Raw genomic sequence first — 23,166 nt, forward strand, 5'->3', positions numbered from 1 at the left:
CCAAGCTAGTGTTATTATCTAAATAATATAAATAAACAGAATAAAAAACTAGTGAGCCTTATGCATCAGTTATTAGACAGAATAGACCGTAAAATTTTGATGGAATTACAACATGATGGGCGTCTTTCAAATGTTGAACTGGCCCGACGAGTTGGCCTGAGCGCCACGCCCTGCCTAGAGCGCGTAAAAAAGCTTGAGCGAGAAGGTTACATACTCGGATACAAAGCGGTGGTCGATCCGGCTAAGTTAGGGCAGGGGTTATCGGTGTATGTAGAAGTTACGATTACCAAAACCTCGCCAGACGTATTTGACGAGTTTAGTGCAGCCGTGAAAAAGCACGAAGAAATAATAGAATGTCACCTAGTGTCGGGTAATTTTGATTTCTTACTTAAAACGCGTGTTAATGATATGTCAGAATACCGTGGTGTATTAGGAGACATTCTTTTAAAATTGCCAAACGTGAGTGAAAGTCGCACCTATGTAGTTATGGAAGAAGTTAAAGGTGAAGATGGCGTAATTATTCGCCCTTACATTGCATAAGTTTAACTGTTAAAGGTAAACAGGCTTAAATTTATAAAAACGTGTTCATAATCAGGCCATACACATTAAGATAAAGTGCATCAAATTGCATTTCCTGCTAAGGTATTTGACTGCTGTTGAAGTGTAATAAATAGAATAATAAGAGGGATAGGAAGTTATGCGCCTAAACGGTGTGCAAAGACTATTAGAAACAGGGCTGATTATCAGTACCTTTGCTGCAATATTTATTTTATGTGCCTTAATCAGTTTTGATCCGGCAGATCCTTCGTGGTCGCAAACCGGCGAATTTAGAAACGTAAAAAATATTACAGGCACAGCCGGTGCGTGGGTTGCCGATATACTGCTGCTTACTTTTGGGTGGCTTGCGTATTTAGTTCCGGCGGCAATTCAGTTATTCGGCTATTTATTATTTAAACAGCCGCACCGTATTTTACAGCTTGATTACACAACATTAGCCCTGCGTATTATTGGCCTAGCCCTTTTTGTGACCTCTGCTACGGCAATTAGCAGTATTAACTTTGACGATATTTATAATTTTTCATCAGGCGGGGTAGTGGGAGATGTCATTGCGACAGCCATGATGCCGGCGTTTAATTTTACCGGCACATCCATTTTGCTATTGTGCTTCTTTTTTGCAGGATTAACCCTTTTAACGGGCGTGTCGTGGGTTGATTTTGTAGATTACCTAGGCGATTTAATGGTTAGGTTGTATCGCTTTATTACTTCGTACATAAAAGGTTGGATAAACAGAGAACGAATTGCTGCAAACACAAACAGTGACAATGTAGATGCTCAGTTTAACGACGACCTCACAGAGCAGCTTGAAGCGCCAGTAGAGGCAAAAAACGACGCACCTCAAAAAGCCATTAATAAACCGCAAACGCCTTTTACAGAGCCACAAATCAGTGACGACTACAGCCCATTTGATGAGCTTGACGATATACTCGATCAAGAAATTGGTTTTAGTGCAATAGATGATGAACCAATGGATACGGCAGCGGCATTAAACGCGCTTGATCAAAGCCAAGTTGTAGAACCTGAAAAACCAGTTACAACAGTGGTATCGCCAGCAAGGCCTATGCCTAAAGCAAAGCCTGCGTATCAGCCACCACCAACAGCAAAAGAAAAGTTTGAACAACTGCTTGACCAAGAGCCGCCACCAGGCCCACTACCGTCGCTTGATTTACTCGACAGACCCGATAAAGCTAAAAACCCAATTTCGCAAGAAGAGCTCGATGTTGTATCGCGCCTTGTAGAGACAAAACTTCTCGACTTTAACGTACAAGCCACGGTAGTTGGTGTATATCCTGGGCCTGTTGTAACGCGATTTGAGCTTGATTTAGCACCGGGAATAAAGGTGTCTAAAATTACCGGTTTATCAAAAGATTTAGCCCGCTCGCTTTCAGCGATTAGTGTACGTGTTGTTGAAGTTATTCCGGGTAAAACTTACATAGGCATAGAGCTGCCTAACAAACACCGTGAAATAGTACGCTTGTCTGAAGTAATAAATGCGCCTAAATTTGAGCAAAATCCATCACCGCTTACCATGGTATTAGGTAAAGACATTGCAGGGCAACCTGTGTGTGCCGATTTAGGTAAAATGCCACATTTATTGGTAGCTGGTACAACGGGCTCGGGTAAGTCAGTGGGCGTTAATGTAATGATATTAAGCTTACTGTATAAATCTGGCCCAGATGATGTACGTATGATCATGATTGACCCTAAAATGCTTGAACTTTCGGTTTACGAGGGTATTCCGCACCTATTGTGTGAAGTTGTTACCGACATGAAAGAAGCGGCTAACGCGCTGCGTTGGTGTGTAGGTGAAATGGAACGTCGTTATAAATTGATGTCAGCGTTGGGTGTGCGTAATTTAAAAGGTTACAACCAAAAAGTACTTGATGCCAAAGAAGCGGGCTACCCCATTATGGACCCACTTTTTAAAGACACAGACGGTATGAAGGACGGCCCCGACGAGCTTGAAAAACTACCAAGCATTGTTGTGGTAATTGATGAGTTTGCCGACATGATGATGATTGTTGGTAAAAAAGTAGAAGAACTTATTGCACGTATAGCGCAAAAAGCACGTGCAGCAGGGATTCACTTAGTACTTGCAACACAGCGCCCGTCGGTTGATGTAATTACAGGCTTAATTAAAGCCAATATACCAACGCGTATGGCGTTTCAGGTATCCAGTAAAATAGATTCGCGCACCATACTTGACCAGCAAGGAGCCGAAAACTTACTCGGTATGGGTGACATGCTTTATTTACCGCCAGGCACAAGCGTGCCAGAGCGTGTGCATGGCGCATTTGTAGATGACCACGAAGTACACGCAGTCGTTAACGATTGGAAAGCGCGTGCTAAGCCTAATTACATAGATGAAATTCTTAATGGCGATGCCACTGAAGATATTTTACTACCCGGTGAAGCAAGTGAAAGTGCAGATGAAGAGTCAGACCCACTTTACGACGAAGCAGTCTCATTTGTAATTGAAACAGGCAAGGTATCGGTTTCATCAGTACAACGTAAGTTACGCGTAGGCTATAACCGTGCAGCACGCTTAGTAGAACAAATGGAAACATCAGGTATCGTAAGTTCACCAGGTCATAATGGTGCTCGCGATGTATTAGTACCTAATGGAGCAAACCAATGAAAAAATTAAATAGTTTATTATTAGTATTAAGTGGCTTAATTGCCGCACCGAGTTTTGCAGACGACAGCCAAGCACTGCAAGACAAACTGGCAACACTTAAAAGCTTTAAAGCGCAGTTTGCACAAAAAGTAACAGACAAAGAAGGCCAAGCCGTAATGCAAGGCGAGGGTACAATCGCCCTTAAACAACCTATGATGATACGCTGGGAACAAACCAACCCAGACGACACCTTATTTGTATCTAATGGTGATAAAACCTATTACTTCGACAGTTTTGCTGAGCAAGTAACCATAATGAATACTCACAGCTTAATAGACTCAACGCCGTTTGTATTACTTACCTCAAAAGACCCTGCACAATGGGAAAAATACAGTGTTCAAGCAACAGAGTCTGGCTATAGTGTTACGCCAAATAAAGGCGTAGAAAGCCAAGTAGAGCAGTTAGATATTACATTTGTGGATAACCAAGCAGGCCTTGCAACATTAGTAGTGACAGATAACTCGGGCCAACTTTCATCGTTCACTTTTAACGATGCTAAAGTAAACACCGAGCTTGATGCCACAGTATTTGAATTTACACCGCCAGAAGGTGTTGAAATAGACGATCAAAGCCACGGTGAGTAATTTAGGCTTTAACTTTGGACCCGATGTACGCCCACTTGCGGCGCGAATGCGCCCAACAACGCTTGATGAATACATAGGTCAGCAGCATTTACTAAGTAGCGACAAACCTTTGCATCAAGCTATTGTTGCAGGGCGCTGCCATAGCTTAATTTTGTGGGGGCCGCCTGGGGTGGGCAAAACAACCTTGGCGCAAATTATTGCAAACCACGCCGATGCCGAGCTTATACAAATGTCGGCTGTGACCGCAGGCGTAAAAGATATTCGCGACAGCGTAACGCAAGCACATGATAACCTACAAAGCCGCGGGCAACGCACCTTAATGTTTGTGGATGAAGTACACCGTTTTAATAAATCGCAGCAAGATGCATTTTTACCTCACATAGAAGACGGCACGTTTATATTTGTAGGCGCGACAACCGAAAACCCCTCGTTTGCACTTAATAATGCTATTTTATCGCGTGCCCGCGTGTATGTTTTAAAGTCGCTTGCCGATACCGACTTATACACAGTAATAGAGCGCGCACTTGAGCAAGATGAGCAGCTAAACCAAAAAAACATTGTGATTGCTAATAACGCCAAAAAGGCGCTTTGCCAAGCAAGCGGCGGCGATGCCCGTAAAGTATTAAACCTACTTGAGCAAGCGGTTGATTTAACCACCGAGCATAACGGCACATATAACGTAGATGAGCACGTATTAAGCCAAGTACTGCCTACGCATTTGGCTAAATACGATAAAGGCGGCGATGAATTTTACGATTTAATCTCGGCTTTTCATAAATCGGTACGAGGCAGTTCACCCGATGGTGCGCTGTATTGGTATTGCCGTATTTTAGCCGGTGGTGGCGACCCACTTTATGTAGCAAGACGTTTACTTGCCATTGCCACAGAAGACATAGGTAACGCAGACCCACGTGCGATGGAAGTGGCATTAAACGCTTGGGATATATTTCAGCGTGTAGGCCCAAGTGAGGGCGAACGCGCCATTGCACAAGCCACTTTGTATTTAGCCAGCGCACCCAAAAGTAATGCGGTTTATATGGCGTTTAATCAAGCAAAAGCTGATGCCAAAAATGAGCCAAGTTACCCAGTGCCTGAGCATTTACGCAATGCACCAACCAACTTAATGAAAGACTTAGGTTATGGCGCAGAGTACCGTTATGCGCATAACGAAGAGGGCGCCTTTGCCGCCGGTGAAAAATACTTACCACCAGAAATGGACGGCAAGGAATATTACCTACCAAGCGATCGCGGCCTTGAGCAAAAAATTAAACAAAAACTCGATTACCTAAAAGAGCGCGATGCGCAAAGCCCACTTAAACGATACGAAAATGATTAAACTTTATATGATGATCGCCCTTGGCGGTGCCTCAGGGGCTTGTTTACGATTTTTTATTAGCGAAACCATGCTAAAACTCCTTGGTAGGGGATTCCCTTTTGGTACGTTGGCGGTTAATATTCTGGGTTCATTGTTAATGGGCGTTTTATACGGTTTGATAGATAAACAAATTATCACTGTAAGCCCCGCTAAAACCCTTATCGGTATTGGCTTTTTAGGTGCATTAACCACCTTTTCAACATTCTCAATGGACTCGTTGTTGTTGTTACAACAAGGTCACTTTATTAAAATGGCCCTCAATATCATCTTAAATGTGATGGTCTGTATTTTTATGGCTTGGCTGGGCCTTCAGCTGGTAATGCAAAAAGGTTAAAAAACTAACATGTTAGATTCTAAATATTTACGACAAGACGTTGAGCAAACTGCAGCACGCTTAGCGGCTCGTGGCTACGAGCTTGATGTTGCAAAAGTGACAGAACTTGAAGAGCAACGCAAAACATTACAAGTAAAAACGCAAGAGCTTCAAAGTCAACGTAACGCCAGTGCTAAAGCCATTGGCCAAGCAAAAGCGAAAGGCGAAGACGCACAGCCGCTATTAGACGCAGTGGCAAATTTAGGCAGCGAATTAGACGCAACTAAAAAAGCGCAAGACGAAGTACTCAACGCGATTAACGACATTGCTTTAGCAATTCCAAATTTACCAGACGAATCAGTACCAGAAGGCGCTGATGAAGACGACAACGTTGAAATACTTACCTGGGGCACGCCTAAAAAGTACGACTTTGAAGTAAAAGATCACGTAGATGTAGGGCAAGACCTAAACGGCCTAGATTTTGAAATGGGCGTTAAAATTAGTGGCGCACGTTTTACAGTAATGCGCGGCCAAGTAGCACGTATGCACCGTGCACTAACGCAATACATGTTAGACACCCACACAGACACAAACGGCTATACAGAAATGTATGTACCGTACTTAGTAAACAGCGCAAGCCTATACGGCACAAGCCAATTACCTAAGTTTGCAGGCGACTTATTCCATACATTAGGCCTAGTAAACGACGACGGTGAACAACAAGCTGGCTTTAGCTTAATCCCTACAGCAGAAGTACCGTTGACTAACAGCGCACGCGACGAAATTTACGACGAAAGTGATTTACCGATTCGCTTAACTGCGCACACACCATGTTTTAGAAGTGAAGCGGGCAGCTACGGTCGCGATACACGTGGTTTAATTCGCCAGCACCAGTTTGATAAAGTTGAACTAGTACAACTAGTTAAACCAGAAGATTCAATGCAAGCGCTTGAAGAGCTAACAGGCCACGCAGAGCAAATTTTACAAGCATTAGAACTACCATACCGTAAAGTAATTTTATGTATGGGCGACATGGGCTTTGGCGCAGCTAAAACATACGACTTAGAAGTATGGTTACCGGCGCAAGATACCTACCGCGAAATTTCGTCTTGTTCAAATATGGTCGATTTCCAAGCGCGCCGTATGCAAGCTCGTTTTCGCCGTGAAGGTGCTAAAAAGCCAGAGTTACTACATACACTAAATGGCTCAGGTTTAGCCGTTGGCCGTACACTAGTTGCCATACTAGAAAACTACCAACAAGCTGACGGTTCAGTAGTCGTACCAGAAGTATTACGCCCATACATGGGTGGACTTGAAGTGATTGGTAAAGCTTAAAGTACTAGCTATTAGTTTTTAGCTATAAGCTCTAAGTTTTAAGTAGAAAAGCCGCTGTTTTAAACGAACAGCGGCTTTTTTGTGGGTAAAAGGTTAAAGGGAAAAGGTTCGAGGTTAAAGGTAAAAGCTGAGATATTAATTCGCAGTGAAATTCATTGTGTAAGGATCGGCTTCATACATTATCGGCGCTATTTTGTATAAGGCGTACTTTAACGCGTGACACACAATTAAAAACTTTTGCTGGTTTTATAATCTCGAAAATGGGCTTACAACACCATTGGCTCCTTGCTGTAAAACATGAGTATATATTTGGGTTGTTCGCACATCACTATGGCCTAATTGTGCCTGAACCGTACGAATATCAGCGCCACTTTGCAATAGGTGCGTTGCAAATGAATGGCGTAAGGTATGTGGTGTAACGTGTTTCCTAATTTTTGCATCGTCAGCAGCCTGTTTAACAGCGCGTTGTAATTGCTTTTCATCAATATGATGACGCCTCAGCTGCTTACTCTCAGGATCAATGCTTAATTTATGTGATGAAAATAAATATTGCCAACCTAATTGTCTGTTATGGTTTGGATATTTTTTACGTAACAAATGCGGCATGTAAGCGCCGCTATATAAAGGGTTTTTCAGATCTAATTGCAGGTAACTATCAACTAATTGTATTTGAGAACGTAATTGCGGTATGAGCTCTACTGCAAGCGTCACAACACGATTTTTACCTCCTTTGCCATCCCAAATTCGAATGCAGTTATAGTCAAAGTCAATATCGTGTACTCGTAAACGCAGTACCTCCATTAATCGCATACCACTGCCATAAAGTAGTCCACAGGGTAAATAATGCTTCGCAGAGCACACTTTAAAAAAATTATTTATTTCCTGCTGCGTTAAAACTATCGGTAGTTTAGTTGCTCGTTTGCTCTTAATAAAACCTAATGATAATGAGAGTGGCTTTTTAATCACTTCTTTAAATAAAAAGCTCAACGCATTTAAGGCTTGTGCTTGAGTATTAGGAGCAACATTTTGTTGGTTGACTAAATGATTTAAAAAAAGTTCGACCTCATTATCTCCCATCGTTGTTGGGTGCCTCATAGAGTTAAAACGAATAAACGAAGCTATCCAGTATAAATACGCTTTAATGGTACTTTTAGCATAACGCTTTAGATACATTTGTTCGGCTATCATAGTTAAAAAAGGTGATTTCATGATATGAATCTCTAGCAAAATTTAACTGTATATATAGACAGTGCATATTGTTTTGTCCAATATTACTGATCTCAACCATTTCGGTGTATTTTCGCACTGATTAAAAATAATTTTCAGTTAACTAATTGTTTACAGGTGTTTATTTGATGGTTAAGATAAATGCATTGTAATTTATGGACATTTGTCGGTTTATAAAACGACAAATGTCGTAGACAAAATTGTTATAACTCACGAGGGAAATTGTGCCAAAATCAAAATTTATCATATTTCCAATTTTAGCAATTATTTCCTCAATTATTATTAAGCTAATAATTAATCTGCCTAGTGATGAAAATGATAAAAAATTTGTGTCAGTTTCCTACTTGGTCAAGCAAAATGAAATTACGAATAAGGCATTAGAAGAAGCATTTGTAAGACAGGTGGAAACTCATAATATCGCAGGGATTGTTGAAATATTTAATAAATCCCAAGAGCATAATGTAATTATGACTAGTGTCTTATTGAAGGCTTTTGATGCTGTAGATGCAATCGCAAATTTAATATTAATATTGTTAGTGATTTACGTAGTATTTGTGTATATCAAACGTGAGTTATAACAAGGCGCTTAATCGGACGTTTAACAGTTGGCTGGCGTTCGTTTCACTCACTAATTTTAGCCAACTATTAAACGCCGCTTAGCTTGGCGTTATAAAGCAAGGGAACTATGCGCTATCTAATCATTATTCTTGTCTCTTTAATTTCATCAAAAGGCTACACTCTTGATGAAGTAGAATACTGTCGAAGTGTCCCTTCAAAAGAAGATATGTTTTTGGGTGATATATCAACTTCAGATAATTTAGTTCTAAAGCTTAACAACCCTACATGTATTATGTTGCCAAGTATGGATTACAAAGCTGTTTATATAGATACAGTGAAGTTAATTGATTCTAAGCTTAAATTATCCAAAGATTTGAAAAAACAAATTAGAGTCAAAGGTGAAACTAGGTTTGTAATATCAAATAATGGAATTATTGAGATATTGCTGACAGTTAACGGTGTAAATGCTTTATAACAAGTTACTCAAAAGGACAAATAACAGTTGGTTTTTGCTCCTTCGTCGCTTATTTTAACCAACTATTATTTGCCTCTTAGTAAGGCGTTAGGTGAAATGAGAATGCGGCTAATATTCGCTATATTTATATCTATAACAATAAACTCAGGTTGTAGCCTGCTTGAGACCTCAGCTACTGTAGGATTAGCCTCTGGTCATGTTGTATCTCAATCAAGTAAAGAAGCAGCTGCACAGATAGCACCTACTTTATATGCTGATGAGATTAATATAACGGAATTAAAAAGCACTATCTGTACAACACTAGATTCTAAATTTGGAAACCGTTGGTATTATATGGGCAGTGACGATGAGTATGATTATGTGGTTACTTATCCATTTATAAAGTCACAGCAGATATATAAAATACTACGAGGTGCATTGTTTTTAAATCAGACGTTTGAAGTAACCCAAAACAAAAATGATTGGATAACGATTGTAAAATACAATTATATGAACCCAGCAAACAATCACTTCCATTGGCAGTTAGAATGCAATGCTTCTACTAGCAGTAATTTAAAATTTGGTGATTTTTCACCTAACAAGTCATTTCAGCAGGACAAATAACTGTTGGCTTTGCTCCTGCGTCGCTATTTTAGCCAACAATTATTTGCCTCTGAATGAGGCGTTATGTTGCTGGGTAAGTTATGGCCTCTTTAAAATCATTAAAAGGTGCGGCGTACGATATTGCGCACCATGCTCAGAGTGGATTGAGTTATTTACACCCATATATTGGCCAACTGTGCGAAGAAAAAGGATTAATTGAAGCTAGCGTCAATTTATTGGATAGCAATCCTTATCCATGTGAACTTCGCAGAATTGATCAATTGGAATCGTCGTGTATTGCATTGCAAGAGAAGTTCAAGGACATTTTAGCCAAGTTAAACTTACTACTATCTGAAGTACGTGGTTTGCATTTGAAATTTAGCTTTTCTTCAAGTATGGATGATTATTATACATGCTCTGTTGAGAGCACACTATTGAAGCAAGATGGAGCAAAGTTTGTTCAAAATGTTAGGTAGGCAACATAACAAAAACATAAAGACGGATTTGGCGGAAAAGCGCCGCCAAACCGCTTATGTAAAGTGTTAGCAGTACAGGAAAGTTCAGTGTTAGAAATAGGTGTCGAGGAAAAATCAGGAAATTTTATTGGGAGTGTAATTCACCTTCCATCTAATGCCTTGGTCAAAAGTTCATCTAAAACAGCCGAGAAAGCCGTATCTTTGTGTTTACGAGATCTTAGTAATCAACTTTCTAAATTACAGTGGTTTTATATCCAAGTATCTGAAGGTGTAATAACTGAATTATCAATAAATGGTCTCTTTGATTTTTCTTGTTCTGCCGTGAGTGTTACCTCATTTGAGGAGTATCTAGATAGTCAAAAAGTTATGCTTTCTTCTCTCCATCAATTTAGTTTCAATAACAAAAACTATTCTGGTTATGTTTGTAATCCCAATAGCTATCAGAAACTTATCGAGAGTATTTTAAATAATTCAGAGTTTGAGTTATCGTACTGCTAACAAGGCATTCAACAGGACTAAAAACAGCGGGCTTTTCGCTTCGCTCCATTTTAGCCCACTATTTTTAGCCCGTTAATTGGGCGTTAGCAGTACAAGAATCATTTCAATTAATGGAGTATATTTTCATGGAACAGAAAAGTGGTAAGCCTCAGTTAAAAGAATCTAATGACAATCTAGATCTTATTCGGATGCAAACCGAAGTTGCACTTGTAGATTCAATGACAAAATCAAAAACATTAACAATAATGGTAGTTGTTGGTGTTCTAGCGTTTTCTGGTTTTGCGTATTTTTTATATAAAATGGCTGGTATGCAATAACTTATGGAATGTACAGCTAACAAACTGTTAAACAAGGACAAAAAACAGTTGGTTTTTGCTCCTTCGTCGCTAATTTTAACCAACTATTTTTTGCCTGTTAACAGGGCGTTATACGTACTGCGATATAGGTGTAAATTTTGAGGATGACGAAATTCGATAGATATTTAAAAGCCTATTTCGACTTAAGTGATGAGTTTAAAAACTTGGACAATGAAACTATCCGAGAGTTAGTTAAAGGTTGGGAGCAATCACTTAAACAAATTGAGGATTTCGTTACTTCAAAAAAAGTAACAAAATCACAAATGGTATCAGGTTTGGAACAAGGGTTACGTGAGATTCCGGAGATTATCTGTGACTTACCCAGCCCAATTAAAGAACAGGCGCTATTAATGTATAATCAGGCTGTGCTTAAAACAATCCCGGAACTTGAGTAATGTACGTATAATTAAAGGTTGGGAGCAATCACTTATGAAAATACAGGGGGCAAATCTTGACTTCAGACATCAAGTCGCAATTAACTCGAAGTAACTTTAGTTTGTGCATTATTTTCCTCTTAAAGCGAAGCGCCTCTCACCCTCTTTGTTAATAAACTGGCTCTAAAAAAATTAGTTTTTGTTTTTTTAGCTTAAAAATCTCTGCCATATTTTAACTGCAAATGGGATGTAAGTGAAAAGCCACTGGCTTACTATTTATTCTGTTGTTTTGGAAGGTAACTGCAGTAAAGTGTTAGTTAATTAACCTAAATAAGGAACATTCATGGAATTAGCTAAAGCTACAAGCTTGCAATTTGAAGTATCAGAAACAGGTCATCAAATTGTTCAGGCTGAAATAAATGGGCATACAGTACGTTTAATTTTAGATACAGCGGCGGGTGCATCTGTTTTAGATAGAGCATGTATTAAATAGCTTGGAATACAAGAGGCACTAAGCGAAGAAAATGACGCAGGTTTAGGTACAACCGAACACGAAATGGGCTTAACAGACGTTGTAAAATTTGAACTGGCAGGGCAGGTGTATAAAAGTACGCAGTTTGTATCACTAGACCTAGACCATGTTCAGGCCGCTGGTGGTGGCAATTCAATACATGGGTTATTAGTCTCGCCATTTTTTAGAAAATACCAAGCCATATTAGATTTTGGTACTAATACACTGACAATTAAACTAAATGAGATAAAGGGGTCAAATCTTGACTTCAGACATCAAATTGCAAATAGCTAAAGCGTCCTAATATAACCCATTATATTTCTCTAAAAGCGGAGCGCCTCAAATCCTCTTTGTGAATTAATCAGCTTTAAACAACATCAGCTTAGCATCTTTCCCATCAGTTAATATGGCTACATTACCTTGAGTAGTTACAAATACATCTCTTAATCGTCCTGTTGCTTCTGGAAATACATGCGACTGGGTGAATTTACCATTCGCTAAATTAACGCTGTAGAGTTTTTTATCTACAAGCGTGGTGATGAGCACATGTTTTTGAAGCGAAGGGAATGCGGCGTGTTTAGAGCCATAATACGCCATACCCGATGGAGCGATTGATGGCGTCCAATCTACGCTTGGTTTTTGCATGCCTGGGTAGTCTCTAAATGGAGATATGCGCGCTTGCGAGTAATCGTCACCGTTTGTAATGACTGGCCAACCGTAATTATTTCCAGCCGTTAAATAATTTAGCTCGTCGCCACCTGCGGGGCCATGTTCGTGGCTTACAATTTGTTGCGTGTCATAGTCGTACACTAAACCTTGAAGGTTACGGTGCCCATATGAATACACTGCATGAGCTGTTGGGTTTTTGTGGTCAATAAAAGGGTTATTTTTGGGTGTTTTGCCATTTGCTGAAATGCGCAGTGTTTTGCCAAGCTGGCTAGTTACTACTTGTGCTTGCTCTCTGTAGTCAAAACCATCGCCACTTGAAAACAGTATAGTGTTATCGGGGAGAATAAGGGCGCGACCAGAGTAATGTTGTGGTGTGTCTTTATCTGTGGCTACGTTGTAAATGATGGTTGGCGTTGTAAAACGTGTACCGTTGAAGGTAGCTTTAGCTATTACGAGCCTGTTTGCATCAAGATTGCCTTGGGCGTAGGTAAAAATAACTTCTTTGGACTTAGCAAAATTAGGCGTGAGTACTATATCAAGTAAACCACCTTGACCTGCAACGTATAAACCTTCAAGTGGTAATTTTATTCTACTTTGCTCGTTATTTTTAATAACCACTACGTGGCCGTCGCGTTCGGTTATTAACCATGTGCCATCGGGCAGTTGCACCATACTCCAAGGCGAGTTTAGCTGTGTAGCGAGTGTTTGCGTTGTATATTGTTTTTTAGGTAATGCATTGTTTGCATTGACGTTAAATGAGAAGAGCAGGAATAGTATAAAAAGCGAGATGCATTGTTTACCGCGCAAGCCTTTGCTACTGTATGAAAAATTATTTAGTTTAAATTGAGATAACCATGTTGTTTTTAACACGCATACTCCCTTCATTTTTAGTTGCTTGGTTACTAACGTTTACGCTTGCTAGCTTGTTTCATAGCCAATACGTTGTCAATCAATTAGTTAATGTAGGTGTAGTTGTGGAGTTTGCAGACCGTGTTAATTTAACACTCGAAGATTGGTTAGGTTTACTTCCTACGTATGGCGCTATTATTGCCCTTGCACTCACTATTGCTTTTTTAGTGACTTGGTTTATTAATAAAAAATTAAAAGCACATAGTACTGGGCTGTTTGTTATAGCGGGTATAGCCGCTTTTGCGACGGCGCTCATTGCGATTGAGTCTATTATGAATATAACCATTATTGCTGGCGCAAGAGGGTGGGGCTTTTATTTACAATTGGTTGCAGGCGCTATTGGCGGTTACGCGTTTGCAAAACTAATTAAAGTATTTGAAAACATAAAGTTAAACTAAGTGTTTTTTAAGGCTAGTTCCTTAGCTAAAGCCGCTGTTTAATGAAAACCACGGCTTTTTAAAACCCTTTTTATACTTTATTAAAAAAATAAACCAATGAGTTTGTAACTACTTAAGCCAAAAATAAGCATTAACACAGGTAGAGTAACTAGGTTTAAAATAAACGAGTTGGTAAATTTCCCCATGACCGATTTTTGATTTACTAACCACACTAAGTAAATAGTGATAACAGGAAGTAATAAACCATTAGCTGCTTGGGCAAATATTATAACTGCGACAGGGTCTAACCCAAGAGATGCTACCGCAGCACCAAATAATAAGATGATAATAGCAACGCTTTTAAAGCGAGTACTTGCCATATCGTTTGACCAACCTAACATACCACATACGGCATAGGCCCCAGCAAGCGGCGCGGTTATTGCGCTAGTTAGCCCTGCGGCAAACAACCCTATAGCAAAAAAGTAATGGGCTCCATCACCGAGCAAGGGCTCTAGTTGTACTGCCATGTTTGCTGCGCTAATTTGCCCTGCGTTTGTTCCATAAAAAGCGACCGACGCGGTAGATAAAATAGCTAATGTGATTACACCACCCAAAGTAATTGAAAGGCCAGTATCAACATTGGTTTGCTTAATTACTTTTTGTAAGTCACTTTTGCTGTCGTGCTTAGCTGCTAAAACGCCAGAGTGCAAAAACAGGTTGTACGGCACTATGGTTGTACCAACCAACGCTAAAACAGTTGTTATTGAGCCTTCGGGCAAGCTTGGCGTAAAGCCTGACAATATATCAGCCAGTGATGGTGAAGCCATGATCAATGTCGATATAAACACCAAGCTCATTAAAATCACTAATACTATAAGTGCGTTTTCTACCACTTTATGTTTGCCGCTATAAAGTAACCCGGCACTTAAAAAAGCAATTAGAGGGGTCCATATTTGCGGATTAACGTTTGGAAATATGCCAATTAATCCCATACTCGCGCCACTTAAATTACCCGCTTCGTATGCTGCACTGCCAACACCTATGGCGCTGATCACTAAAAATATGGCTAACGATTTAAATAGCGGGGTTTGAATATTTGCCCTAAGTGCTTGCGCTAAGTCTTGGCCTGTTGCAACGCCAAGGCGTGCCGCCATTGATTGCAGTAATATAGTGGCAATAACTGAAAATAGTAATGTCCAAATAAGCGCAAAACCAAAGTTTGCGCCTGCCACACTGGCTGTAGTGATTGTACCTGGCCCAATAAAGGCAGCAGTGACGAGTAATCCTGGACCTAATCGCATAATTTACCTTAATAGTGTTATTGCATGTTGCTATTTAAAGTTACACCTAACGTTTAAAACCAATAATTATACGCCAAGCCTGTTGTGTATTGCCGCCACTTAAAATAAGTGCGGTGCAGCTATAGACATTTATTTACGGGTGCTTTTATGTAAGCATATGCTAAAAAAGGTCGAGTAGGATACCAATTTATATATAAATTTAAAGGGGATAGAACGCGTTTGCATGAACTTTAAACGAGTATGAGGGTATCAATTAAACTCATAATGACACTGTATGTGTATTTACATTATGAGTGTTTTAATTGCTTCTAGGCCTTTTTTGAGCGTTGCTTCATCGGTGGCGTAATTAATACGCACGCATTGATGTTTGTGCTCCCAGCTATCTTCAATACCTATAAAAAAGTTGTGGCCAGGAATTATATACACATCTTGTTTTTTTAGTTTTTGGTAAAGCTGTTCGCTAGTTATTTTTAAATCTTTAAACCATAGCCACATAAAAAATGCGCCTTCTACCTTATGTAAATAAACCGGTAAGTCAGCAAATATTTCATCAAATAGGCTAACAGCGACCTGTGCTTTATTTTTATAAAAAGGCAAAATGGTATTTTTACACAGAGGCAGTAGTTTATTGTCTTTGATTAAGCGGGTGACTAAGCTTGGCCCAAAACTATTAGGTGATAACACCATAGCGCCATTAACGCGGCTAATTGCTTTAATAATCTCGTTATTGGCAACCACTATACCGGTGCGCAGGCCTGGTAAGCCCAGTTTTGAAAGTGACATACACAATATAATGTTTGAGTTCCAGATTAGGTTTGCATCGGTATAAATACAGCCAGGGAATGGGTCGCCATAGGCGTTATCAATAATAAGGGGGATATTGTATTGCTTTGCGAGCAAATCTAGTTGATGAACTTCATCGTCGGTGATTACGTTACCCGTTGGGTTGGTAGGGCGCGACACACATAATGCGCTTATGCTGTTGTCGTTGGCAAGTACAGCCTTAACCGCATCAAAATCAATTACATATTTAAACCGTTTAGAGCCGTTTGGTGTATTTAGTATTTCTATTTCGGGTTTAATGGCCACAAACATATCGTCAGTTAAACCTTGGTCGGCATAGCCTACGTATTCTGGCGCAAGTGGAAAAAGTACTTTTTTATGGCTGCCATCAGCCATTTTTCCTGCAAATAGGTTAAATAAAATAAAAAAGTTAGCTTGGCTACCATTTCCTAATGCAATATTGCTCGCTGTTAAATTCCACGCATATTCTTGTGTTAACTGATTGGCAAGGGCTGCTCTAAACTCATCGTTACCCGTTGGGCCATCGTAAAGGCCCATTATTTGAGCTATTTTATTATTTTTTACTAAATGATTTAGCTCGTTAATAAACGCTGTGTTTACTTGTGGCACAGAGGCGGGGTTGCCTCCGCCAAGCATCACTAAATTAGGGTTATTACTGTTTTTAGCATTACCAAGATCTTCCATTAGCTGTGTAATGCCATTGGGTTGAGTAAATTTGCTGCCAAAGTGTGAATAGTTCATAAAACCTAATACATTTAATAAATTAGGCAAAGAGTATAACGTAAAAAAACGGAGTAAATTTATAGATGAGAATAATTCACGACTTATACATACGGCCTTCCTGCGTTATAATCATTGCAGTATTAAATGTAGGTGTTTAGTTATCAATAACCCAAATAAAATAAACGACGAATCAGTTAACTTCCCCACAGAGCCTGTAATTAATAATACCGAGCTTAAAATAGCCACCTTTAATTTGTTTAACTACCTTGAACCACCTAACGCCTATTACGAATTTGAACGTATATACACCGCTGAGCAATGGGCAAGAAAACAGCGCTGGATCACCGAATACATAAACGAGCAGCAGCCCGATGTAATTGGTTTTCAGGAAATATTTAGTATTGAGTCACTTAAAGAATTAATGCTAAACCAAGGTTATAACCATTTTGCTGTAGTTGATAAACCCCATGTTATAGATGATTTTATTTTTAAGCACCCTGTTGTTGGTATTGCCTCTAAATACCCGATTATTGATGTAATAGCAGTGGAGCATGATGAGGAACTCGCATGCTCACTTGGTTTAACACAGGCGTTTTCATTTAGTCGTAAAGTACTCAGGGCCACAGTTACGTTACCTCACTTAGGAGATACAGATTGCTATGTAGTGCACTTTAAATCTAAGCGGGGCATGCTTGAGGTAGACGAACACAATAAAGCGGTAACAGCCGAGCAAAACATTGTCGATATTTTAAAAGCGAATGTAGCAGGGAGTTGGGGCTCAACAATTCAACGTGGCAGCGAAGCGACTTTACTCATGATACAAATGATCACCCGACGAGAGGCGACTCAAAACCCCATGGTATTAATGGGCGATTTTAACAACGACCTTGCTGATGGTGTACTTAACCACCTGCTAACCAATACATTAAGGTTTGCGCCCGCAATGGATGCCAAAGCCTACCTAGCTAAGTACTGTTTGTATGATTCGTGGGCATTATTTGAAAAACTAGTAATTACTGGTGATGATGCTCAACAAGCAAATAACAGTGATGGTGAAAACACTGCTCAAACAGCACGACTAACGCGTAAAGCAACTCACTACTTTGGTACAAGCAGCTCAGTGCTTGATTATATTTTACTGTCGTGCGAGTTTGACCCAAGCTACGATGATAGTTTTTTTGAAGTAAGTAACCATAATACGTACGACAGGCATTTAATTAACCCCGAATATGAGCGAGACGACTTAACCACTGACCATGGCGTTGTGTGTATTACTTTAAACCTCAGAACTTAAAAAGCCCGTTGTAAAATGGCACTTGGTAATATGTAGTTATTACAAAAGTAATTTCCAACATATTGCAAGCTACTGAATAGATATAGTTTTTATTTGGTATTTAATTTGCACAAGTAATGCAGCTTTAATTACTTAGTTTTAAAATAAAGGATTTAACAATGAATGACGTGTCTTTATCTGCTTATTTAGGGTTCTACTTTTACTTAATTATGCTGGTGGTGCAGTGGGGTGTTGCGACCTTTAGCAAGGCCAAGGAGCCTGGTGCAGTGCCGGGTAAAATTAGCGACGATTTATCGCACGAAAGCTTTATATTTAGAGCGCACCGTACGTTTCAAAATACATTAGAAAACAGCGCACTATTTATAGGCACGGTGTTATTTGCATTTGTAATTAATTACCAAAGCGCAATTTTTGCAATGTGTGTGTGGGTGTATGTAGTTGCGCGTTTAATTCACATGATTTTATACTATGTGATTGCAACAGAGAAAAACCCAAGCCCGCGTACGTATTTCTTTTTAATTAGCTTTATTGCCAACATTGTGATGTTGGTACTAATAGGTTTTCGTTTGGTAGCTTAATAAATAAAAACCGACGTTTTAGTGTTAGTACTACTACGTCGGTTTTTTGTATTAAGTGTTATTCTACCCCAATAAATCCACCTGTTTGATGAGCCCAAAGGCCTGCATATATGCCCCCTTGTGCAATGAGTTCATCGTGTGAGCCTTGCTCAACGACGCCACCATTATCTAACACGATGAGTCTATCCATTTGTGCAATGGTAGACAGCCTATGTGCTATAGCGATAACCGTTTTTCCTGTCATTAAATCATCAAGGCTTGCTTGAATAGCCGTTTCAACTTCTGAATCAAGTGCACTGGTCGCTTCGTCTAAAATAAGAATAGGGGCATTTTTAAGTAACACTCGTGCAATGGCAATACGTTGGCGTTGACCGCCTGATAAAGTTACACCACGTTCGCCAACCTGTGCATCAAACCCCTTATTGCCTTTTGAGTCTTCTAAATCGCTAATAAAATCGAACGCTTTAGCTTGTTTTGCGGCGTTTAACATTTCAGCTTCGGTTGCATCGGGGCGACCGTATAAAATATTATCTTTAACAGAGCGGTGAAGCAGAGAAGTGTCTTGCGTTACCATAGCAATATAGCGGCGAAGACTTTCTTGGCTTACGTCAGTAATATTTTGCCCGTCAATCTTAATTGTGCCAGAGTCGGTATCGTAAAAGCGCAGTAGTAGGTTAACAAGCGTTGATTTACCCGCGCCAGAGCGGCCAACTAAACCTATTTTTTCACCGGGTTTAATATTAAGATTTAACCCATGCATTACCGGACCACGGTTAGTTTCGTTGGCGGCTTTGCCATAATTAAAATGTATATCTTTAAACTCAATACTGCCATGGGTTACTTCAAGGGTGTTTGCGTTTGGTTTATCGTCTACTTTTATTGGGTTTGATAATGTTTTCATACCATCGGTGGCGGTGCCAATATTTTCAAACAGGCTGCTTATTTCCCACATGATCCACTGCGCCATACCGTTTAACCTAAGCGATAAACTAACTGCAACAGCTATAGCGCCAGCACTAATTGCACTCATTGACCATAAATAAAGCGATAATGCGGCAACACTAAATACCAACAAATAGTTAAGCGTATTAATAGCAAAGTTAAGGCTGGTCACTAAGCGCATTTGTTTATATACGGGTTGTAAAAATACATCCATGCTTTGCTTGGCGTACTGCTCTTCGCGTTGGGTGTACGAAAAAAGTTTAATAGTTGAAATGTTAGTGTAGCTATCAACAATACGGCCCGTCATTTCTGATCGCGCATCGGCTTGTGAGCTGGCAATTTTTTTAAGTTTAGGTACAAAGTAAACCTGTATTGAAGCATACAAAGCAAGCCATACAAGCAAAGGGATCATCAAGCGCCAGTCAGCTTCAGCCACTAAAAACACCATAGCGCCAAAATAAACCACTATGTACATAAGTACATCAAGCAGTTTCATTACCGCCTCGCGAACAGCTAAAGACGTTTGCATTACTTTGGTAGCAATACGTCCTGCAAATTCATTTTGGTAAAAACTTACACTTTGGCGAAGTAAATACCGATGCGCTGACCAGCGAATCGACATAGGGTAATTACCCAATAAGGCTTGATGCAAAATAGCGGCGTGAAAGAACACCACAATAGGCAAAACGACTAACAGCATAACAGCCATTTTTATCAGTTCAGTTTTTTGCTCTACAAATAGGGTTTGTGGTGTATGGGTACTTAGCCAATCAACCAATTGGCCCATATAACTAAATAACGATACTTCTAAAATTGCTAACAGCGCAGCACTTATCGACATAAGCACTAACGAGAGTTCCATGCCCTTGGTGTAATGGCGGCAAAACGCAAATAAAGTAGAAGGCGGCTGAGTGGGTTTTTCCTCAGGAAATGCGTTGGTCATTCTTTCAAAGAGTCGATACATTTTAAAAACTTAAATAGCAAATAATGTGAAGTATCATACCATTTATGTATTTTTAAATGCAGTTTTGTATTAACTAACATGAGCTTTAGTTGAGAGATTTTATATCTAAAATTCAGGTTAGTTATTACTTATACAGGCTTTTTATCTAACAGGGTTTGAAAGGTTAATGCCTCGGCTCATATATAAGTCATCGTATTTTAAACCGCCGTTACCATAGGGCTTTTTAGCCGGACCAGTATTTGCGTTTGCCAAAAAGTAAATAAGTGGTTGTTCACGTTTCATTCTAAATTTTGCATTTTTATACACGAGTGTTTGCGTTGTAAACTCACCGCCAAGAACATACACATTGTATTGTTGGCCTTGCATTTTTGTAGGCGCGTTATTCACTACATACCAGATGCTGTACCATTGATTTGTATTAAGGGGCTTTGCTGATTGGGCGGCGTTGTAGTTTTGAATGTTGCTGTAACCTTTATCTGTTTTGACCATTAAAGCGCCATCGTTTTTAAATCCATTCGACTCGGCTTTGTCTGTTACACGTAAGGTAGGTTCAAACGCATTGTAACCATGCTTTTTAATTTCATTAGGTTGTAAGTTACTTAAGCCAAAAGCGTGATTGTTAGGAAACGCTTCTACATTTATGCGCGTAAAAAATGTATAGGTTTCTCCTACTTCAACTACTTTTGGTAGCTTAGTAAAACTGAGTGCTTTTCGATTACCAATAATGCCTTCGGCGGCTGGTTTTTTTAATAAGTAATGATTTGAGGATTCAGCCTCTCGTGAAATTTTTGTCACTTGTGGGTTGGCTATGTATGGATTGGTTTGATTGTCTGTATCAGCTTTTTGCCATGTTAGCGTTTGCGTTTCAAAATTATCGATTAACAGCCATTGATTTGTGGAAGGGTGTTGGTGATTTTGGCTGCATGCTACTAACGTGATTAACCACATTGGCAGAAGAACGTTTTTATAGCGCATTGTTTACTCTTTATTTAATTGTTATTGATAGCATAAACAGGAATAAATTATTATTGGTAATAACATATTGTTGAATAAATTAAATTTTACATTACCAAATCGTGGTTTATTTATAACCAATAACTGATTTATTGTAAACCAAAATAATTTAACGCGCTTAAGTTTAAGCAAAAGCTATATAAATTTTGTAGTCGCGCCCAGTAAATAACTATAACTTATTCATATCAAATAACTTTATAGTTAACATACGCCTGTGCTTATTTTTGAAATTAATAAGGAAGTGTTATGTATTTAGGCTCTTGTTTGTGTGGAAAAGTAAATGTGAAAATTACAGGCAATATTACCAGTATTATTCACTGTCACTGTTCTTTGTGTAGAAAAAATAGCGGAACAGCGTTTGCTACAAATGGTTTTGTAAACGCTGATGAGTTTTTAATCACTCAAGGGCAAGACTCATTAAGTGGATACGCGTTTAAACCCGGTAGAACACGGTATTTTTGTGCCTGCTGTGGTTCGCCTATTTATAGCGAAAATACCAGTGATAAAAGCCGTTTTCGTATTCGATTAGGTTTACTGGATTCAGATATTGCAGAAAAACCTATATCTCATAATTTTGTTACATCAAAAGCGAATTGGGAACAGTTAGAAACCAGTTTGCCTTGCCATGAAAAGCATGAACCCGGTCGCTAATTAAAAAGATTCAATGTGGTAAATATGATTAATATCTTGATATAAATTGGGAGCAAGATGCTTAAAAACGTCAGAATCTTGAATATTGTCGACGGTAATGTGTTTTAGTGAGCTAGGGCTTAAAACAATAACAATGTTTTTGTACTCATTAAATTCAACAAGTGCGATTGCTTTAAAGTACTTTCTTAACAAGGCCAACAACAGCTGTAACTCTTGACCTGTTTTAGGGTTTAAGTTGAGTGTTATTTGACTGCTTGAATTGCAACAGCGCGTCATATTTTGCCAAAAAAGAGCGCTGTTTAAAAATGGTTGGTGGTACTCTCCACTGAATATGTCGATGGTGATCACATCGTATTTAATTTTACATTGCTGGATAAATTGCTCTGCTGACTCTAAAAATACAGAGTGTGGTTTTGGCAAATAAAAATGTGTTTGTGCAATTTCAACCACATCTGGGTTAATTTCAACGGTGTTAAAGGTGTGTAGAGTATTTAAAAATTTTGTTTTATTGAAAAGATAATAGATAACTCGCTCTACGCCCGCGGTTCCCAACCCTAAATTTAGCATTTTAAGATTGGTTACCGGTTTTAATAAAAACAGCAGCATGCTTTGATTTACAGGTACCAAAACTTGCTCTGATTTGCTTTTGCTCATTACGCCCTGAATAACAGCATCTTGTTCACGTTTTTCGTCTAGTGTTAACCAACGGTATTGCGCGTTTTCATAAACATAGATAGGACCAAGCGTGGTTTGCTTAAATTGTACAAGGTTACATTTTAACGTTTCATTTTTTAACTGGCGCATACTCTTACTTTTTAAATTGACTACTTAACCGGAACTCTGATTAAGTGATTTACTAACGTGTTAAATCATGATGATAATTAAATTTTACTAGTCTGGGATTTTTAATAAAAACAAGGCGAATTTACCGGCAATAGGTGCTTGGGATCGCTCTATTATCCAGAGTCTAAGTTTCTTAGTTTGGCACGAAAATAAAAAGTTTACTTAAGTTATTTGGTTATAAATTTATTGATTTGCTTT

The 23,166-nt window shown here is 39.2% G+C and carries 26 protein-coding genes; 19 read left to right on the forward strand and 7 right to left on the reverse strand.

The genetic code is table 11. The annotated features are described in order from the left end of the window. Positions 1–60 precede the first annotated feature (60 nt). The 6 genes from lrp to serS all read left to right on the forward strand — a co-directional run bounded on the left by lrp (position 61) and on the right by serS (position 6,842). Positions 61–540, forward strand: a complete 480-nt coding sequence (gene lrp / locus PMAN_RS05870; protein WP_006792871.1) for a leucine-responsive transcriptional regulator Lrp — start codon at positions 61–63, stop codon at positions 538–540. Positions 541–697: 157 nt separating this feature from the next. Beyond that, positions 698–3,196, forward strand: coding sequence for a DNA translocase FtsK (locus tag PMAN_RS05875; RefSeq protein ID WP_010556381.1), 2,499 nt, complete (start codon positions 698–700; stop codon positions 3,194–3,196). Continuing rightward, complete coding sequence (lolA, locus tag PMAN_RS05880) at positions 3,193–3,819, forward strand: outer membrane lipoprotein periplasmic chaperone LolA (protein WP_010556382.1); 627 nt, start codon at positions 3,193–3,195, stop codon at positions 3,817–3,819. The genes PMAN_RS05875 and lolA overlap by 4 nt, the downstream gene beginning before the upstream one ends. Further along, on the forward strand, positions 3,812–5,155 hold the full coding sequence (locus PMAN_RS05885; RefSeq protein ID WP_010556383.1) for a replication-associated recombination protein A: 1,344 nt from the start codon (positions 3,812–3,814) through the stop codon (positions 5,153–5,155). The genes lolA and PMAN_RS05885 overlap by 8 nt, the downstream gene beginning before the upstream one ends. Next, complete coding sequence (gene crcB, locus PMAN_RS05890) at positions 5,148–5,528, forward strand: fluoride efflux transporter CrcB (RefSeq protein ID WP_010556384.1); 381 nt, start codon at positions 5,148–5,150, stop codon at positions 5,526–5,528. The genes PMAN_RS05885 and crcB overlap by 8 nt, the downstream gene beginning before the upstream one ends. A gap of 9 nt (positions 5,529–5,537) precedes the next feature. Then, entirely contained in the window at positions 5,538–6,842 is a 1,305-nt protein-coding gene (gene serS, locus PMAN_RS05895; RefSeq protein WP_008127231.1) for a serine--tRNA ligase, read from the forward strand. Between the two features lie 246 nt (positions 6,843–7,088). Here the strand turns inward: serS and PMAN_RS05900 are convergent, their stop codons facing one another. Next, the gene (locus PMAN_RS05900; protein WP_010556385.1) at positions 7,089–8,051 is read right to left on the reverse strand and encodes an integron integrase; all 963 of its coding nucleotides are present in this window, start codon (positions 8,049–8,051) and stop codon (positions 7,089–7,091) included. A 242-nt stretch (positions 8,052–8,293) separates the two neighbouring features. Between PMAN_RS05900 and PMAN_RS05905 the strand changes: the two genes are divergently transcribed. From PMAN_RS05905 to PMAN_RS19115, 9 genes are all read left to right on the forward strand, one after another. After that, positions 8,294–8,647 carry a hypothetical protein gene (locus tag PMAN_RS05905; protein ID WP_010556386.1) on the forward strand — a complete coding sequence of 118 codons (354 nt, stop codon included), beginning with the start codon at positions 8,294–8,296 and terminating at the stop codon, positions 8,645–8,647. 107 nt (positions 8,648–8,754) lie between these two features. Further along, complete coding sequence (locus tag PMAN_RS05910; protein ID WP_010556387.1) at positions 8,755–9,102, forward strand: hypothetical protein; 348 nt, start codon at positions 8,755–8,757, stop codon at positions 9,100–9,102. Between the two features lie 102 nt (positions 9,103–9,204). After that, positions 9,205–9,705 carry a hypothetical protein gene (locus PMAN_RS05915; RefSeq protein WP_010556388.1) on the forward strand — a complete coding sequence of 167 codons (501 nt, stop codon included), beginning with the start codon at positions 9,205–9,207 and terminating at the stop codon, positions 9,703–9,705. 80 nt (positions 9,706–9,785) lie between these two features. Then, complete coding sequence (locus PMAN_RS05920) at positions 9,786–10,160, forward strand: hypothetical protein (protein WP_010556389.1); 375 nt, start codon at positions 9,786–9,788, stop codon at positions 10,158–10,160. Positions 10,161–10,247: 87 nt separating this feature from the next. Then, a complete protein-coding gene (locus tag PMAN_RS05925) occupies positions 10,248–10,658 on the forward strand; it encodes a hypothetical protein (protein ID WP_010556390.1) in 411 nt (136 codons plus the stop codon). Positions 10,659–10,783: 125 nt separating this feature from the next. Beyond that, the gene (locus PMAN_RS05930; RefSeq protein ID WP_010556391.1) at positions 10,784–10,975 is read left to right on the forward strand and encodes a hypothetical protein; all 192 of its coding nucleotides are present in this window, start codon (positions 10,784–10,786) and stop codon (positions 10,973–10,975) included. Between the two features lie 143 nt (positions 10,976–11,118). Beyond that, positions 11,119–11,409 carry a hypothetical protein gene (locus tag PMAN_RS05935; protein ID WP_010556392.1) on the forward strand — a complete coding sequence of 97 codons (291 nt, stop codon included), beginning with the start codon at positions 11,119–11,121 and terminating at the stop codon, positions 11,407–11,409. A 322-nt stretch (positions 11,410–11,731) separates the two neighbouring features. Then, positions 11,732–11,881, forward strand: a complete 150-nt coding sequence (locus PMAN_RS19110; RefSeq protein WP_010556393.1) for a pepsin/retropepsin-like aspartic protease family protein — start codon at positions 11,732–11,734, stop codon at positions 11,879–11,881. Between the two features lie 63 nt (positions 11,882–11,944). Continuing rightward, positions 11,945–12,193 (forward strand): hypothetical protein, encoded by a 249-nt coding sequence (locus PMAN_RS19115; RefSeq protein ID WP_010556394.1) that lies wholly within the window; start codon positions 11,945–11,947, stop codon positions 12,191–12,193. Positions 12,194–12,256: 63 nt separating this feature from the next. Here the strand turns inward: PMAN_RS19115 and PMAN_RS05945 are convergent, their stop codons facing one another. Then, positions 12,257–13,438 carry a PQQ-dependent sugar dehydrogenase gene (locus tag PMAN_RS05945; RefSeq protein ID WP_010556395.1) on the reverse strand — a complete coding sequence of 394 codons (1,182 nt, stop codon included), beginning with the start codon at positions 13,436–13,438 and terminating at the stop codon, positions 12,257–12,259. On the opposite strand from PMAN_RS05945, the gene PMAN_RS05950 reads away from it, so the two are divergent. Further along, positions 13,423–13,875 carry a hypothetical protein gene (locus tag PMAN_RS05950; RefSeq protein ID WP_010556396.1) on the forward strand — a complete coding sequence of 151 codons (453 nt, stop codon included), beginning with the start codon at positions 13,423–13,425 and terminating at the stop codon, positions 13,873–13,875. The genes PMAN_RS05945 and PMAN_RS05950 overlap by 16 nt on opposite strands. 80 nt (positions 13,876–13,955) lie before the next feature. On the opposite strand, the gene PMAN_RS05955 is transcribed toward PMAN_RS05950, so the two are convergent. Beyond that, a complete protein-coding gene (locus PMAN_RS05955) occupies positions 13,956–15,155 on the reverse strand; it encodes an Nramp family divalent metal transporter (RefSeq protein WP_010556397.1) in 1,200 nt (399 codons plus the stop codon). A 282-nt stretch (positions 15,156–15,437) separates the two neighbouring features. Beyond that, positions 15,438–16,700, reverse strand: coding sequence for a valine--pyruvate transaminase (locus tag PMAN_RS05960; RefSeq protein WP_010556398.1), 1,263 nt, complete (start codon positions 16,698–16,700; stop codon positions 15,438–15,440). Between the two features lie 235 nt (positions 16,701–16,935). Between PMAN_RS05960 and PMAN_RS05965 the strand changes: the two genes are divergently transcribed. After that, the gene (locus tag PMAN_RS05965) at positions 16,936–17,976 is read left to right on the forward strand and encodes an endonuclease/exonuclease/phosphatase family protein (protein WP_010556399.1); all 1,041 of its coding nucleotides are present in this window, start codon (positions 16,936–16,938) and stop codon (positions 17,974–17,976) included. Positions 17,977–18,134: 158 nt separating this feature from the next. Further along, positions 18,135–18,554: an MAPEG family protein gene (locus tag PMAN_RS05970; protein WP_010556400.1), complete on the forward strand. Its 420-nt coding sequence runs from the start codon at positions 18,135–18,137 to the stop codon at positions 18,552–18,554. Between the two features lie 58 nt (positions 18,555–18,612). Here the strand turns inward: PMAN_RS05970 and PMAN_RS05975 are convergent, their stop codons facing one another. Then, on the reverse strand, positions 18,613–20,460 hold the full coding sequence (locus tag PMAN_RS05975) for an ABC transporter ATP-binding protein (RefSeq protein ID WP_021032430.1): 1,848 nt from the start codon (positions 20,458–20,460) through the stop codon (positions 18,613–18,615). A 141-nt stretch (positions 20,461–20,601) separates the two neighbouring features. Beyond that, a complete protein-coding gene (locus tag PMAN_RS05980) occupies positions 20,602–21,435 on the reverse strand; it encodes a hypothetical protein (RefSeq protein WP_010556402.1) in 834 nt (277 codons plus the stop codon). Between the two features lie 285 nt (positions 21,436–21,720). Here PMAN_RS05980 and PMAN_RS05985 point away from each other — a divergent pair, with 285 nt between their 5' ends. Continuing rightward, the gene (locus tag PMAN_RS05985) at positions 21,721–22,125 is read left to right on the forward strand and encodes a GFA family protein (RefSeq protein ID WP_010556403.1); all 405 of its coding nucleotides are present in this window, start codon (positions 21,721–21,723) and stop codon (positions 22,123–22,125) included. Here the strand turns inward: PMAN_RS05985 and PMAN_RS05990 are convergent, their stop codons facing one another. Next, positions 22,126–22,929, reverse strand: a complete 804-nt coding sequence (locus PMAN_RS05990; RefSeq protein ID WP_010556404.1) for a polyamine aminopropyltransferase — start codon at positions 22,927–22,929, stop codon at positions 22,126–22,128. Positions 22,930–23,166 lie beyond the last annotated feature (237 nt).

The organism is Pseudoalteromonas marina (assembly GCF_000238335.3).
GTDB classification, from domain to species: domain Bacteria; phylum Pseudomonadota; class Gammaproteobacteria; order Enterobacterales; family Alteromonadaceae; genus Pseudoalteromonas; species Pseudoalteromonas marina.